Here is a 13,631-nt window from a genome sequence, read left to right as displayed (position 1 = left end):
TCAACCCGTCCCAGGTAGACGCGGTAGTTGGGGGCGTTGTCGTTAGCCCGGCTGGTTTCCGCCACCAGGCGGACGTTGCGGGCCTGCAGGGCCAGGGTGACGATTTCGCCTTCGAAGCCTTCCCCCACCTTCTTGAAGGAACCGATGTTAGCCATTGTCGTATCTCCATGCTGTTATCGGGCCGCGACCACCGTGGCCTCGATGGCGATCGACCAGCCGGAGGCGAGCGGCAGAGCACCCTTCAGGGCCGCAGCGCAGCGGAGGACGGCAGGGCCGGAACTTTCTTGGCTCGCGAGGAATGACGGCGCAGCCGTCAGGGGAAGAAAGTTCTGGAACGCCGTTGCGGCCAGCCGATCGAGGCGCAGCCGGTCTTCGGCTAGATCAGCCATCCGACCGAGGCCATGGTGTGCGGATCCGACAGCCCCCAGGAAATACGATGCCGGCATGACCGGTCCGACAGGTGGGGAACGTGCGACACAGGAGGATATCGTGCTCGCCCGGTGCGACCGTCTTCCATGCTGGTGGCGCGGATCACGGCCTGACACCCGCCCCCGACTGCTGCGTCCCTGCTGCGAACGGTTCGGACCGCATCCTATGGACCCGTCGTTCCAACGAAGGCGGGCCAGCCGGTTGCCCGCTGGACGATCCCTCCTTCGCCACGGCTGTTTCGACCTGTTCACTGACGAGGAAGGGGACCATCGCCTCCCTCATCCATCGTCCCCGCAGCCGGAACGGGGAAAGAGGTCACGCCCCGCATCCGATCTCTCCGGGCGGGGCCTTCCGGGGCGCGGTCAATCCCGTTTGCTTCAACCGGTAGCGCGGGCAACAGGGAGCCCGACGTGTTTGTGTGGTCAGTCGACTAGCCGTAGCTGACTATTTCCACGTTTTTGCAGGAGAGAGTTCGACGTCTGATTCAGCAAGCGGTTTTTTCAATAACCCCGAAGATATTTCAGGAAATCATTATTTTGTCTGTTTACATCAGAGCTATCAGTCATTCTGGACGCATCTGTCTGTTTTACTGTTCGCTCGATCAGATCATTTTTCCTTAATGGGCCGACTAGGGTACTCAGGAACTCCGCGTCAGTTTTATATAGTGTCCAGTAGGGCCAGACGGTGACATGACCTTCGAGGAAATGAAGAGTGCAGTTTGCCATGACACCCGTGATCTGGGAATGTTTCTCCTCCCAAAGCCCTATGGACAGGAAATGAATGTCGTTCAGGTTCAGGAGGGAAAGAAGCTCCCAAAATGGGGGGCTGCTACGCGAATCAAGCAAACGAATATTGCCGTATTCCTTTGTTAGACGCCGCAACTGCTGTGTCAGATGAATTTTGCTCACGACCTTCCGCTGGGACCGGATAACATCCTCCAGTGACAAACTTGCATGAATCCGCGCACCTTCACCGTTGATCCAGACAGAAACGTCCCCGAAAAAATGATCCGTTTCCTTGTGCGACGACGCGTCCTGTGGTTCCATCCCGATTTCGACCTGTCGATTATTGTCCATTTTCCTGTCCTCTTCTCTCACAATGACACTCAGTTAAACGATAAACTTTCCATTTGCAGAGCATGGCAGGCTACCGTCACCAAGTTCCTGTTTGCAAATTCCATGACATGGTCACCCCATGTAAACCACGTGAGGTGCCAGGAGAAAGAAACTGGCGCTCACGCGCCAGCCTCCCTGTGGAACCGCCACACTGGGATGCCCATCTGTTTGGCCTTATCGGCCAGATTGTCCTGAATGCCCGATCCGGGGAACACCATGACGCCGACGGGCAGGACTTTCAGCAGAGCGTCGTTGCGCCGGAACGGGGCGGCCTTGCCGTGCCGGTTCCAGTCCGGCTTGAAAGCAATCTGCGCGACCTCGCGATGATCGGCCCAGCGCGAGGCGATGAATTCCGCCCCCTTCGGTGAGCCACCATGCAGCAGCACCATGTCGGGGTGCTTTTCGCGCACCTTGTCCAGCCGGTTCCAGATCAGGTGATGATCCTCGTAGTCGAGCCCACCGGTGACCGCGACCTTTGGTCCAGGCGGCACGAGCAGTTCGGTTTCGGCCTTGCGCCGAGCGCTCAGGAAATCACGGCTGTCGATCATCGACGCCGTCAGGGTGCTGCGGCTGACCAGCGAACCGGAACGCGGTCGCCAGGGCGACATCGTCAGGCGTTCGAACTGGTCGCAGGCCAGATCGCGAAAGATCTCGTAGGCGTTGCGTCGTTCCAGCAGGGTCAGGCCCTCGGCGATGAGGCGCTCCAGTTCCACCGAGCGGATCTCGCTGCCATCCTGTTCCTGCTGGCTGCGCTTCTGAGCCGCCTCGTTACGATCGAGATCGCGCTCGACCTGCCCGACCATGCGGTGAAAGACGTTGACCGTGGACCAGAGCAGCGGTTCGAGATCGGGTTCCAGCCGCGTGTCGGTCAGCGTGGCTGACAGGGCATCGAAGATATCGGCCACCGCGCCCTCGATCTGGCTGGCGTCGGGCAGCGGCCTTGGATCCGGCTCGTCTTCAAAGGGTCGGTGGCCGTAAAGCTGGAGTTCCGCCAGCACATGCGCGGTGGAAGAGGTGGCGTGTGCGGGTTCGAAATCGTCCTGTGTGCGGGTCATGGATCTGTCCTCCGGTTCTGGCCGCGCCCTTCGCGGTCTTTCCGGGGGCGGATAGCGGCAGACGAAGGCCGGACCGGAACCGCGCAACGCGCGGCCGGAACGCAGTGGAGGATGGCAGGGAGACGGCTATTTTGCTTCGCGATGCAAAGCGCGGCACGCGCGGCGGAAAATAGCCGGCTCCGCCATTGCAGGCCCGGCCTGGCTGACGCCCGCTCCCCTCCAGAAATGGCCGCGGGCGCGCCTCATCCGGAAATGGGACAGCCCCCCACGGCAGGAAACGACGATGACCCGCACGCTCCCTTCCCGGCCCGCCTCAGTGCGTGACCGGATGCAGAAACCGCGCCACGTCCTGCGGGGCAAGCTGGGGATGCAGGATCGCCCGCATCGCCCCACGCCCGAGGTAGCGCAGATCATCGTTGAAATCAGCCAGACGTGGTGACAGCACGAGGCACTCGATCCCCGCCTCCTGCGTCCGGGCCATCAGGGTCGCTACCGCATGGTCTCCGGCCGGGTCGTCATCGCGCAGCACGTAAAGGCGACGCAGCGCAGGCAGAAACGCCATGGCGGCGAGATGCGCCGAGGACAGGCAGGCGGCCAATGGCAGATCGGGCATGACTTCGCGAAGCGACAGCACCGTCTCGATCCCCTCGCCTGCTGCCAGAACGTCGGACACCGTGCCAAAGCGCACGGCGTTGCCGAGCAGGTCGCCCATCGCCCGGCGCGGCATTTCGACAGGCGCCTTGCCGCGTCCGTCGCGCGCCAGCCAGGTGCGATGCACGCCGGTAACACGGCCTTCGAGATCGGTGACGGCGGCGATCATGGCAGGCCAGGTCTCCGTTGGACTGTGCTCGTCCGGCCGGTAAAAGCAGCGTGGATGGAAGCGCAGCGATGGCAGGTCCGTCAGGCGGGTAAGGTCACGATGGCGCAGCCAGGTTTCCGCCTGCGTCCCGGCAATCGGGCGGGACATGGCCCAGAGCCGTCGTGCCGCATCAGCGGTTCCTGATGCCTGCCCGGAAGTATCATGGCTGAACACATGGGAACGACCGCGATCAGAGGTCGGTCGTGGCTGTGGTTGCGGCAGGCAGAGAAAGCGCCGGGCCTCGTCGGCGACATCACGAAAATCCAGCAGCCCGAGGCTTTCGCGGATGATGTCGAGCAGATCGCCATGCTGCCCTGTCGCGCCATCCGTCCATTTTCCCGCACGGCCACGTCCATCCGGTCCCCCATGCAGACGGACATAGAGCGACCGTCCCGGCGTGTTATGAACGTCGCCGACCAGCCAGTAATTGCCATGCCGTCGCCCGGCCGAGAGGTAATGACGGCACACCGCTTCTGCGTTCTCCGCCAGCCTGCGGGCCAGATCGGCGGCATCCCATGGCGCCATGTCTGTCATTGCACCCTCCCTGCAGGCTTGAAGACGCCATAATTCCCCCGTAACGGCAGGAGCAGCGGGTTTCGGCCCGACAGAGAACGAAGGATAGTCCCATGAAGATTGCCGATCTGGTCGATCATATCGCCACCACCACCGACACGAGCAAAACCGAGACCCGCAAGGTGCTGGACGCCCTGATCAAGACCATGACCGCTGCTGCCAAAGCGGGTGACGAAATCACCCTGCCGAACTTCGGCAAGTTCAAGGTGAAAGAAGTCGCCGCCCGCGAAGGCCGCAACCCGGCCACGGGGGCGACCATCCAGATCGCGGCCTCGCGCAAGCTGGCCTTCACGCCCGCGAAGGCGCTCAAGGACAGCCTGAACGACTGACCTGCCGACGGGTAAAAGGCGGCGGACCTCGTCCGCCGCCCTTTCCCCACCAAGCCACTTTCTGATGACGAGCGCCTTCATCCGACCTTTTCCATTAGCTTGCGCGCCCTGCCCTCCAGATCGAGCCGTGTGTCCTGATTGGTCTTCGTCCGCGCCAGTGCGGTAATGCCCTGCACGAAATCGAATACGCTCTCGGGCTTACGTCCTTCTTCGTGCAGCACCGCTTCGATGATCTTCGTAGTTTCCGGTTTCGAGAACCCGCGACGACGCAAGAACGTTTCACGATCGTCATCGGTTCTGGCTACCAGCGCCTTGCGCGAGGCCTGAATGCCGGAAACGAACGAGACCGGACTGGCCATAGCGAAGTTCCGCAGGGCCGGTGTCGCCTGATGCACGAAACGTGAGGCCGCGAACTTGCTATGCCGGATCGTGATTTGTTCAAAATTCTCTACGCCCCAGAGCATCCTGTTCTGGCACACTCCACGCAGATAGAACGACGCAATACCAAGACTTTTACTGCCGACTTCCGAATTCCAGGCATAGAAACCCCGGAAATAGAGATCGGGGTCACCATTGGGCAGGCGTCCCGCCTCGATCGGATGGGTATCGTCCACAAGGAACAGGAATACATCCCTGTCTGACGCGTAGAGCGTCGTGGTCTCCTTCGTGATGTCCACATAGGGATTATGGGTCATGGTCGCCCAGTCGATGACACCCGGCACCTTCCAGTTGGTATCGCCCGTACCATCGCCCGCGATCTTGCGCACCGCGCCCACCAGTTCATGGTCCCAGATGCGGCCGTAATCCGGACCGGTTACGGCGCGCAGTTCCACGCGTCCGTCTTCCGTCTCTAGGGTTTTGACCAGTTCGGCCCGGTGCGACAGCAGGCCGTGCTGCAGGTTGATCGCCGCCAGTGGAGCCGGAAGGTTACGCAGATAGGACGACGGCGCGCCGACAAGGCTGCACATCTGGCCGAACGACCAGTGTGTGGGCACGATCGGCTCATTCTGTCCCGGCACGGTGAGCGTCAAGCGCTCGGCATTGTCGCGCGAGGCCTCAACGCGAATACCGCGGCTTTCCACTGTGCGGGCGGTGGCCCGATCCGCTCGCGCCAGGGTCGCGGCATGCAGGTCGGACAGGGACAGGTAGCGCTCGTCATCCGGGCGCGAGAACCATTCGGACGAGACGCGGGCGCTGCGTTCGCCGCGCGAAGGATCGATCCGGAAGCCACCGGACGCGGCGCCACGGGATGCTGGGGGCAGGATGGTGGTCGTAGTCATGGAAAACTCTCCTCTATGCCGGTTATTCGGCACAGAAGGCGAAGCCGACCTCTTCCTCTTTCCGGGGCACCGGACATGAAAAAAGCGGCTTCCGGGTACCGGAAGCCGCTGTCTCACAATTCCAAACCTCATAAAGGCTACTCGGCAGCGATAGCCTCCATACCCTCGTTCACCGTTGCCGTTTCAACCGGCACCTGCTCTGCACCTCCTGCCGTGCGCAACGCCTCGGGCAGCCAGCCCGAACCATCAAGCAGTCGCTCGGCCTCGCGGGCCATGTCGGGCTTCTTTAGATGGGCGATGCGCTCGGCCACCTCGTCGCCGTATGCCTCCCGCACGGCTTGCAGGATGCGCGCCTTGGTCACCCGGCCGAGATAATTCTCCACCGTGGGTTGCCAGCCCGCCTCGACCATGTCGAGGCTGAGAGCGGACGCCAAACGGTCTGCCCGTTTGAGACGCTCGGTCACACTGCGCTGGGACACCGCGCCATAGGCGGGCATGCGCTCGTAGAGGGCGTTGATGCCGAAGGACAAGCAATGCGCCAGCAATGCCATGCGACTGGTGTCGTCCAGCCCATTGATCCAGCGCCACAGCGCGTTCTCGTCATCGGGCAGATCGTGCTTCCAGCCCTCGTTACGCTGGCGCAGCGCGTGGGCTGGCACACTGCCCGGCATGTCAGGTGAATGAACGGGCAGAGCGATTTCGCGGACATAGGCTTCCAGGCAGTCAGCCCCCGGTGTCTGCCAGTAAACATCGCGCACCAATGTGTGCAGGAATTCGGTCAGGGCAATGTGCGGATTGCAGGCGAACGCATCCCGCAGGGCCAGCGTGCGCCAAGCCGTCAGTTCGGTGAGAAGGCGGTCAGGCAGCGGCTTAATGCCGTCTTCTTCTTCGGGCTCAACGTCGGTTACGGTAGTGTCGCCCACCCCGTCCTCATCACCATCGCCTGCGGTATCTTCGTCGTACCGATGATGCGGATGATGACCATATTCATCGGTCTCTTCGGGCTCAGCCGGCATGTCCTCAGGCAGCACGAAGCCCCGCTCCACCTGCAATGTGCCATCGCTGGCGAGGCTGACGAACGCGCCGGCCCGCGCCATGTCGGCAGGATCGAACGCCAGGGGCCGTTCCTCCAGGGCAAGAATTGCCTGTTCGATCTCGCCCAGCCGTGCATCCACCTCGTCCGGATATTCATCAGCCTGGGCGTATTCGGCCTCGATGGCTTCCTGTTCGGCACGCAGGGCTTCGAGACGGACGGCTTCTTCATCGGAGAGTGGCACTTCCGTGCCATCAATTTCCGCGAACTGCCGTGTGTGCCCCCATGGAAACGACAGGGCCGTCTCGACCCATTTCCAGCCCTCGGCACGGATATCTTCGGCGGCAGCTTGCAGTTTTTCCATGACCAGCCGGTCCAGAATGGCCGGATCCTGCAGCCAGCCGCCGTCGTCGGCCTCGAACAGGTCGCGCATAACGTGGCCACCCGCAGCAAGATAGGCATCCAGCCCCACAAACCGCGCACGGACATCCGACGCCCGCACCGTTTTTTCCGTCAGCATGCGGCGGATAACGTAGGGTTCACGGTTATGGTTCTGGGCTACGATTTCCCAGACCTGTTCCTGCCGCGCGTGGTCGTCGCTGATGGAAAAGGCCATCAGCTGTTCCAGCCGCATCCCATCCTGTTCGTAGATTTCAAGCAGTTTATCGGACACGGTCATCAGCCGCAGGCGCTGTTTGACCACGCCGGGCGCCACGAAGAACGCGGCGGCGATTTCCTCCTCGGACATGCCTTTTTCCAGCATGTCACGGAAGGCGCGAAACTGATCCAGCGGATGCAGGGCCACGCGCTGGACGTTTTCGGCTAGGGAATCATCTTCGGCGAGAATGGCGGATCCGGCCTCGCGTACCACGCAAGGCACGGGGGCCGTTTTCGCCAGTTTCTTCTGCTTCACCAGCAGTTCGAGGGCACGGAAGCGCCTTCCGCCAGCAGGGACTTCGTAAGTGCCGGTCTCGGCCCCTTCGCCATCAAGCACGGGGCGGACATTCAGGCTCTGCAGCAGCCCGCGGCGCTCGATATCGCGGGCCAGTTCCTTGATCGACAGGCCGGCCTTTACCCGCCGCACGTTGGACTGGGACAGCAGCAACCGGTTGAACGGGATGTCGCGGGACGAACTCAGGCTGATTTTGGGAATAGCGGTCGCCATGGCGAAAAACTCCATGACGGGCGGACAGGAGACTCTCCCCTACCCTCTCAACCCGTCACGAAAATTCGCGCAGCCCTCTGACTCTAACTGCTACACCCAAATCAACCCGCTCCCCATCCCCGGCAATAAAATGACGGACATGATGCGAATGCAGTCGTTCCACTACAGGAGGAGATTCTGGAAAACAAAATCCTCTCCCATCTATAGGCAGATCAATACAAAAATCTTTAGTTCATACCTCATTTAATTAAAGATAAATTCTTAATTTCAGTTTTCGGAACAATAGTTCTACGCTCCGAAAGATGCTGGGTAAGCCCTTCCAATTCTTCTAACGGCCAATTAAGCTCATGCGCAATCTCAGCTCTTCCTATTCTATCGCTCCAAAGACTTTGTAAAATCTTCTTCCAGATAGCAGATGTCTCCCTTTCTGTTCCTATTGGTTCGCCTGTGCGATAACCACGACGACCAAGTTCAATACAAATCGATTTGTACTGCCATGAAGACAATTTATCTAAAGTATGCAGACGGTAAGCCAATGCCATTGCAGAAACACGCCAGCGCAATTTTGCTTTCAAGATGACGCCCACCGTGATCGGGTAACCAATACGAGATTTAACGTCATTTTCAGGCATGAGAAACGCCGACGCAAAAGCATTAGCCTCCTTTTCTGCATCCTTTCTATCACGCAGGCTTTCCTGCTTGTGCATTACCAAATGCCCAAGTTCGTGCGCTGCATCGAATAAACTGCTTTCTGCTGTTTTAAAATTGTTCAGAAAGATAAAAGGCTTACCATCTCTCCAAAATGAAAACGCATTTACAGCAGCGGTATCCTCAGAAAGCGAGAAAACCCGAACGCCATGGGTTTCTAACAACCCTATTAAGTTGCCTATAGCACTCTCACCGATACCCCAAGCCTGTCGAACCAAATATGCAGCGATAGCTGGGTCCTGTTCCTGGCCAAGATCAGGAACATCAACGGCAGGCAGAGAAAAGCGTTCCTCAATCCAGCAACTCAAGCTCAAAGCAAGTTGTCCAGCACTTTCAGCAGCCTGACGTTCTTTCATACTCATTTTTGAAAAACTACGAAAACTTACAGCATCACTATCCAGATCTTCGGGATCATCCAGATAAAAAAAACCGACAGGATAATCTAAGACACGGGCAATGCTACCAATGGTATTTTCATCAGGTTCATTCTGACCTTTTTCCAGTCGTGAAATAGTGTCAGCCGCCAGACAAGCTTGTTCTGCCAGGCTTCTAGCAGTCAACCGCCTTCTCTGCCGTGCTAACGTCAGTCTCTTAGGATTGAACATTTTAATAGTCTTTTACTTTCTGGTGACCTGCGGATCAAAGTCGCTGACAGTATCCCCTTCAAGATTGTAATTTTCTTCAACACCATCTTCACAGCTACCTAGGAAATTCCGTTCTGGGTAGCTTGAAAACGTTTTATTTGACACAACAGGGCGGGATAATTCCATATTCCCTTTGTCATCCATAAGAGCATAATAAATAGTATATTCGCTTTTTTTGATTACATCTTCTTCTTTTGTATAAGTAGGAAGATTAGAGAAGAGCCCACCATTCAAAGCGCGCTCTACCCCTGCCCCCTTCTCCGAACATGGTTTAGGGGACACCTCTCTCAGACCACAAACATCTACAGAGGAATATGCAATCCTTATTTTCTTGTCCTTATTTTCAATATATTCGACACCGTTTATAGTTCTTGGAGTCCAATTCTCGCCCACGAACAGAAAACGTAACTGCGGAATAGCTTCATGGAAAACAAAGGTACCCTTGGCATTTTTCGCATGGAAAGGCGTAGCATTTGTTTTGGCGTGCAATGCTCTTTGGCCTGCCAATAAAAACTGATTCCGGCTGGCATCAATAGATGCCAGAAAAGCATCAACTTCGTCAGGTTCACTGCGAATGGTAGACTCCGCCCAATCCGAGGACGTAATTACATTTTTTTTTCGGGCACCCACCGCAATGAACTCCATGTCGATTTTTCTTACCAACAAGTTGGTATAAAAAACCGACATGGTCAAGCTTTTAGTGTTTAGGACATGCGTCTGCGTTGTCTCGTGCCGAAGTCAACCACTCCACGAGCCCCTCCAGCGCGCTAGCGAGAACGGAGGCCGCGATTAGCCCGTTCATTCACCCCGCTGGAACGATGCTCCCGGACCGTTCGCGGTCCGCCCTCCCGTGCCACCGTCATACGCCAGTATTTGTACGACGTACCTGTATCCGGGACTACTCATGACTACGATTCCGCACGCTGGAGCACGCACCGACGCGATCTTCCATATTGCTGATTTCCATTGAAATAACAGTCATCTGTCCGGATCGTGTGTTTGTTTTACTTGCCATACGGTCGGAAGAGAGCGACGATGACGGACAGACCCAGCCAGTCCATTGCCCCGGCGTATCGGCCGCCCGAGCCGGAGTTACGCCTCGTCCTGCGACCCAATATCCCCGACCCGCGTCTTGTGGCGCTGGTCCGCCTCATGGCTCGTCGTGCCGCACGGGACTGGTTCCGGTCGCAGCAACAGGAGCAGCGCCGCCGCTCCAGACCGTAAGGGATACCTCACCATGAAGGTCGCGCTCTACGCCCGCTATTCGTCCGACAACCAGCGCGACGCCTCGATCGCCGACCAGCTCCGGGTCTGCCGCACCCACGCGGAGAAACAGGGCTGGACCATCGTCGAGGACTATACCGACCACGCCATCTCGGGCGCCTCCCTGATGCGGCCCGGCATCCAGGCGCTGATCGCCGATGCGCAGCGCGGACGGTTCCAGATCGTGCTGGCCGAGGCGATGGATCGCCTCTCCCGCGACCAGGAGGACATCGCCGGCGTCTTCAAGCGCATGAACTATGCCGGCGTGCGGATTGTCACCCTTTCCGAGGGCGAGGTCTCTCACCTCCATGTCGGCCTCAAGGGCACAATGAACGCCCTGTTCCTGAAAGACCTGGCCGAGAAGACCCATCGCGGCCTGCGCGGGCGGGTGGAACAGGGCAAGTCGGGCGGCGGCAACGCCTACGGCTATGACGTGGTGCGTAGGCTCGACGCCAATGGCGAGCCCATCCGGGGCGACCGGACCATCAACGTGGTAGAAGCAGAGGTCGTCCGTCGCATCTTCCGCGACTTTGCGGGAGGACTGGGACCGCGCGCCATTGCCTTCCGTCTCAACGACGAAGGCATCCCGGCACCGGGCAGTGGTGCGTGGGGCTTCTCGACCATCACAGGCAACCGGGCGCGCGGCACCGGTATCCTCAACAACGAGATGTACGTGGGCAGGCTGGTGTGGAACCGGCAGCGCTTCATCAAGGATCCCGATACCGGCAAGCGCCAGGCCCGTCCCAATCCGGAATCCGAATGGGTGATCCAGGAAGTGCCGGAGTTGCGGATCGTCGATCAGGATCTGTGGGGCGCGGTCAAGGCACGGCAGGCCAGCGTCAGTGCCAGCCGGGATACACGCGACACGTCATCGCCCGATCATTTCCGCGAGAAGCGCCGACCGCGCTACCTGTTCTCCGGCCTCAGCAAATGCGGCTGCTGCGGTGGCGGCTATTCCATGATCTCCGGCGCACTGCTCGGCTGCTCGACGGCGCGCAACAAGGGCACCTGCCACAACCGGACCAATATGCGTCGCGAGGAGCTGGAGCGGCGCGTGCTCGACGCCCTGCGTCACCATCTCATGGATCCGGACCTATTCGCCGAGTTCTGTAATGCTTTTACCAGTGAGATGAACCGCCTGCGCATGGAGGCGTCGGCCGACATCGGTGCGTCAGAGGCGGAACTGAAGCGGGTCGAGCGCGATATCCAGCGGCTGATGGATCTCTACCTCTCGGAAGCCATCTCGATCGAAACCGTCAAGGAACGCGGATCGAAGCTCGAAGCCCGCAAGGCGGAACTGACAGAGTTCCTCGCGACCGCCGAGGCACCCCCGCCCCTGCTCCACCCCCAGATGGCGGAGTTCTACCACCGGCAGCTCGCGCGCCTGCATGACATGCTGCATTCCGAGCTGGACGAGAAGCGCCAGGAGGCAGCCGAGGTCATCCGCTCGCTGATCGAGGCCATCATCCTGACGCCATCCGACAAGGGGCTACAGATCGACGTCCGGGGCGATCTGGCTGGCATTCTGACGGTAGCCTCGGGCAGCGGACAAAAGAAAACCCCAGCCTGTTTCCGGACTGGGGTTCGTGATGCGTTCGCATCGCAAGTTCAGATGGTTGCGGGGGCAGGATTTGAACCTGCGGCCTTCAGGTTATGAGCCTGACGAGCTACCGGGCTGCTCCACCCCGCGGTGGTATGAGTGATGTGTATGATGTGGATTGGAAGACCTGGCGGCGACCGACTTTCCCACGGCTTAAGCCGCAGTATCATAGGCGCTGGGGGTTTTCACGGCCGAGTTCGGGATGGGATCGGGTGGATCTCTCCCCGCCATAGCCACCAGGTCATCCAACCCACATCTGAGTGGGTCAGTGATTAACGGTTGGTGCTGTTTTTGAAATGTGCGGCATGGATGATTTCTGTGCATGGGGTGCTTCTCAGAGAGAAGCTTGCAAGTGAGTTCTCGTGGGCGATTAGGACCAGTTAGCTGCACGCATTACTGCGCTTCCACACCTGGCCTATTGACGTGATGGTCTATCACGGCCCTTGGGGAGACCTAGTTTTGAGGTGGGTTTCCCGCTTAGATGCTTTCAGCGGTTATCCCGTCCATACTTAGCTACCCGGCTGTGCCGCTGGCGCGACAACCGGTACACCAGAGGTATGTTCATCCCGGTCCTCTCGTACTAGGGACAAATCCTCTCAAGTCTCCAACATCCACGGCAGATAGGGACCGAACTGTCTCACGACGTTCTAAACCCAGCTCACGTACCACTTTAATCGGCGAACAGCCGAACCCTTGGGACCTGCTCCAGCCCCAGGATGTGATGAGCCGACATCGAGGTGCCAAACCTCCCCGTCGATGTGGACTCTTGGGGGAGATCAGCCTGTTATCCCTAGAGTACCTTTTATCCGTTGAGCGATGGCCCTTCCACGCGGGACCACCGGATCACTATGGCCGACTTTCGTCTCTGATCGAGCTGTCACTCTCACAGTCAGGCGGGCTTATGCCATTGCACTCGACAGCCGGTTTCCGACCGGCCTGAGCCCACCATCGCGCGCCTCCGTTACACTTTGGGAGGCGACCGCCCCAGTCAAACTGCCCACCATGCAGGGTCCCGGACCAGGCTTACTGGTCGCGGTTAGACATCAGAAAAATTCAGGGTGGTATTTCAAGGATGGCTCCACAGGAACTGGCGCCCCTGCTTCAAAGCCTCCCACCTATCCTACACAGAATGTCTCTGATGCCACTGCAAAGCTGCAGTAAAGGTTCATAGGGTCTTTCCGTCTGACCGCGGATACCCCGCATCTTCACGGGGAATTCAATTTCGCTGAGCCGATGCTGGAGACAGCGGGGAAGTCGTTACGCCATTCGTGCAGGTCGGAACTTACCCGACAAGGAATTTCGCTACCTTAGGACCGTTATAGTTACGGCCGCCGTTTACCGGGGCTTCAATTCAGTGCTCTCACACCTCCTCTTAACCTTCCGGCACCGGGCAGGCGTCAGACCCTATACGTCGTCTCTCGACTTCGCAGAGTCCTGTGTTTTTAATAAACAGTCGCTACCCCCTGGTCTGTGCCACCCGCAAATGGTTGCCCACCTACGGGTCTCGCTTATCCCGAAGTTACGCGAGTAATTTGCCTAGTTCCTTCAGCATCGTTCTCTCAAGCGCCTTGGTATGCT

Annotated in this window: 12 protein-coding genes, 1 tRNA gene and 2 rRNA genes (1 of these 15 only partly in view); 3 read left to right on the top strand and 12 right to left on the bottom strand. The window is 59.0% G+C overall.

The features are described from left to right. The coding region (locus LKE90_RS16435; RefSeq protein ID WP_291501568.1) for a DUF736 family protein at positions 1–155 on the bottom strand (155 nt) is incomplete at its 3' end. An 18-nt stretch (positions 156–173) separates the two neighbouring features. Continuing rightward, positions 174–389: a hypothetical protein gene (locus tag LKE90_RS16430; RefSeq protein WP_046899457.1), complete on the bottom strand. Its 216-nt coding sequence runs from the start codon at positions 387–389 to the stop codon at positions 174–176. An 80-nt stretch (positions 390–469) separates the two neighbouring features. Between LKE90_RS16430 and LKE90_RS16425 the strand changes: the two genes are divergently transcribed. Continuing rightward, a complete protein-coding gene (locus LKE90_RS16425; protein ID WP_291501566.1) occupies positions 470–817 on the top strand; it encodes a hypothetical protein in 348 nt (115 codons plus the stop codon). 112 nt (positions 818–929) lie between these two features. On the opposite strand, the gene LKE90_RS16420 is transcribed toward LKE90_RS16425, so the two are convergent. The 3 genes from LKE90_RS16420 to LKE90_RS16410 form a co-directional block, all read right to left on the bottom strand. Further along, positions 930–1,505 carry a hypothetical protein gene (locus tag LKE90_RS16420; protein ID WP_291501565.1) on the bottom strand — a complete coding sequence of 192 codons (576 nt, stop codon included), beginning with the start codon at positions 1,503–1,505 and terminating at the stop codon, positions 930–932. A gap of 158 nt (positions 1,506–1,663) precedes the next feature. Further along, positions 1,664–2,599 (bottom strand): DUF2493 domain-containing protein, encoded by a 936-nt coding sequence (locus LKE90_RS16415; RefSeq protein WP_291501564.1) that lies wholly within the window; start codon positions 2,597–2,599, stop codon positions 1,664–1,666. A 313-nt stretch (positions 2,600–2,912) separates the two neighbouring features. Next, positions 2,913–3,992: a DUF7146 domain-containing protein gene (locus LKE90_RS16410; protein ID WP_291501563.1), complete on the bottom strand. Its 1,080-nt coding sequence runs from the start codon at positions 3,990–3,992 to the stop codon at positions 2,913–2,915. A 92-nt stretch (positions 3,993–4,084) separates the two neighbouring features. On the opposite strand from LKE90_RS16410, the gene LKE90_RS16405 reads away from it, so the two are divergent. Then, positions 4,085–4,360, top strand: coding sequence for an HU family DNA-binding protein (locus LKE90_RS16405; RefSeq protein WP_237596159.1), 276 nt, complete (start codon positions 4,085–4,087; stop codon positions 4,358–4,360). Positions 4,361–4,437: 77 nt separating this feature from the next. Here LKE90_RS16405 and LKE90_RS16400 read toward each other — a convergent pair whose 3' ends face one another. The 4 genes from LKE90_RS16400 to LKE90_RS16385 form a co-directional block, all read right to left on the bottom strand. Beyond that, on the bottom strand, positions 4,438–5,640 hold the full coding sequence (locus LKE90_RS16400; protein ID WP_291501562.1) for a DUF932 domain-containing protein: 1,203 nt from the start codon (positions 5,638–5,640) through the stop codon (positions 4,438–4,440). A 137-nt stretch (positions 5,641–5,777) separates the two neighbouring features. Beyond that, entirely contained in the window at positions 5,778–7,838 is a 2,061-nt protein-coding gene (locus LKE90_RS16395) for a ParB/RepB/Spo0J family partition protein (RefSeq protein ID WP_291501561.1), read from the bottom strand. A 239-nt stretch (positions 7,839–8,077) separates the two neighbouring features. Continuing rightward, entirely contained in the window at positions 8,078–9,151 is a 1,074-nt protein-coding gene (locus LKE90_RS16390; RefSeq protein ID WP_237592338.1) for a helix-turn-helix domain-containing protein, read from the bottom strand. Positions 9,152–9,163: 12 nt separating this feature from the next. Beyond that, positions 9,164–9,835 (bottom strand): hypothetical protein, encoded by a 672-nt coding sequence (locus tag LKE90_RS16385; RefSeq protein ID WP_291501560.1) that lies wholly within the window; start codon positions 9,833–9,835, stop codon positions 9,164–9,166. A 592-nt stretch (positions 9,836–10,427) separates the two neighbouring features. Between LKE90_RS16385 and LKE90_RS16380 the strand changes: the two genes are divergently transcribed. Continuing rightward, positions 10,428–12,110 carry a recombinase family protein gene (locus tag LKE90_RS16380; protein WP_291501567.1) on the top strand — a complete coding sequence of 561 codons (1,683 nt, stop codon included), beginning with the start codon at positions 10,428–10,430 and terminating at the stop codon, positions 12,108–12,110. Here LKE90_RS16380 and LKE90_RS16375 read toward each other — a convergent pair. The 3 genes from LKE90_RS16375 to LKE90_RS16365 form a co-directional block, all read right to left on the bottom strand. Further along, positions 12,067–12,143 (bottom strand) — tRNA-Met (locus LKE90_RS16375). The genes LKE90_RS16380 and LKE90_RS16375 overlap by 44 nt on opposite strands. A 35-nt stretch (positions 12,144–12,178) precedes the next feature. Next, positions 12,179–12,294, bottom strand: a 5S ribosomal RNA gene (gene rrf / locus LKE90_RS16370). 108 nt (positions 12,295–12,402) lie between these two features. After that, positions 12,403–13,631 (bottom strand): 23S ribosomal RNA (locus tag LKE90_RS16365); it runs 1,509 nt beyond the window's last position.

Source organism: Acetobacter sp. (genome assembly GCF_022483985.1).
Taxonomy (GTDB): Bacteria; Pseudomonadota; Alphaproteobacteria; order Acetobacterales; family Acetobacteraceae; genus Acetobacter.
The sequence above is the reverse complement of the archived record's forward strand: the minus strand, read 5'-3'. Positions and strand labels throughout refer to the sequence as shown.

Excerpts from the sequence above, each read along its gene's own strand:
- LKE90_RS16400 (WP_291501562.1), bottom strand. The coding sequence starts at position 5,640 with ATGACTACGACCACCATCCTGCCCCCAGCATCCCGTGGCGCCGCGTCC.
- LKE90_RS16430 (WP_046899457.1), bottom strand. The coding sequence starts at position 389 with ATGGCTGATCTAGCCGAAGACCGGCTGCGCCTCGATCGGCTGGCCGCA.
- LKE90_RS16385 (WP_291501560.1), bottom strand. The coding sequence starts at position 9,835 with ATGGAGTTCATTGCGGTGGGTGCCCGAAAAAAAAATGTAATTACGTCC.
- LKE90_RS16390 (WP_237592338.1), bottom strand. The coding sequence starts at position 9,151 with ATGTTCAATCCTAAGAGACTGACGTTAGCACGGCAGAGAAGGCGGTTG.
- LKE90_RS16420 (WP_291501565.1), bottom strand. The coding sequence starts at position 1,505 with ATGGACAATAATCGACAGGTCGAAATCGGGATGGAACCACAGGACGCG.
- LKE90_RS16415 (WP_291501564.1), bottom strand. The coding sequence starts at position 2,599 with ATGACCCGCACACAGGACGATTTCGAACCCGCACACGCCACCTCTTCC.
- LKE90_RS16405 (WP_237596159.1), top strand. The coding sequence starts at position 4,085 with ATGAAGATTGCCGATCTGGTCGATCATATCGCCACCACCACCGACACG.
- LKE90_RS16410 (WP_291501563.1), bottom strand. The coding sequence starts at position 3,992 with ATGACAGACATGGCGCCATGGGATGCCGCCGATCTGGCCCGCAGGCTG.
- LKE90_RS16395 (WP_291501561.1), bottom strand. The coding sequence starts at position 7,838 with ATGGCGACCGCTATTCCCAAAATCAGCCTGAGTTCGTCCCGCGACATC.
- LKE90_RS16380 (WP_291501567.1), top strand. The coding sequence starts at position 10,428 with ATGAAGGTCGCGCTCTACGCCCGCTATTCGTCCGACAACCAGCGCGAC.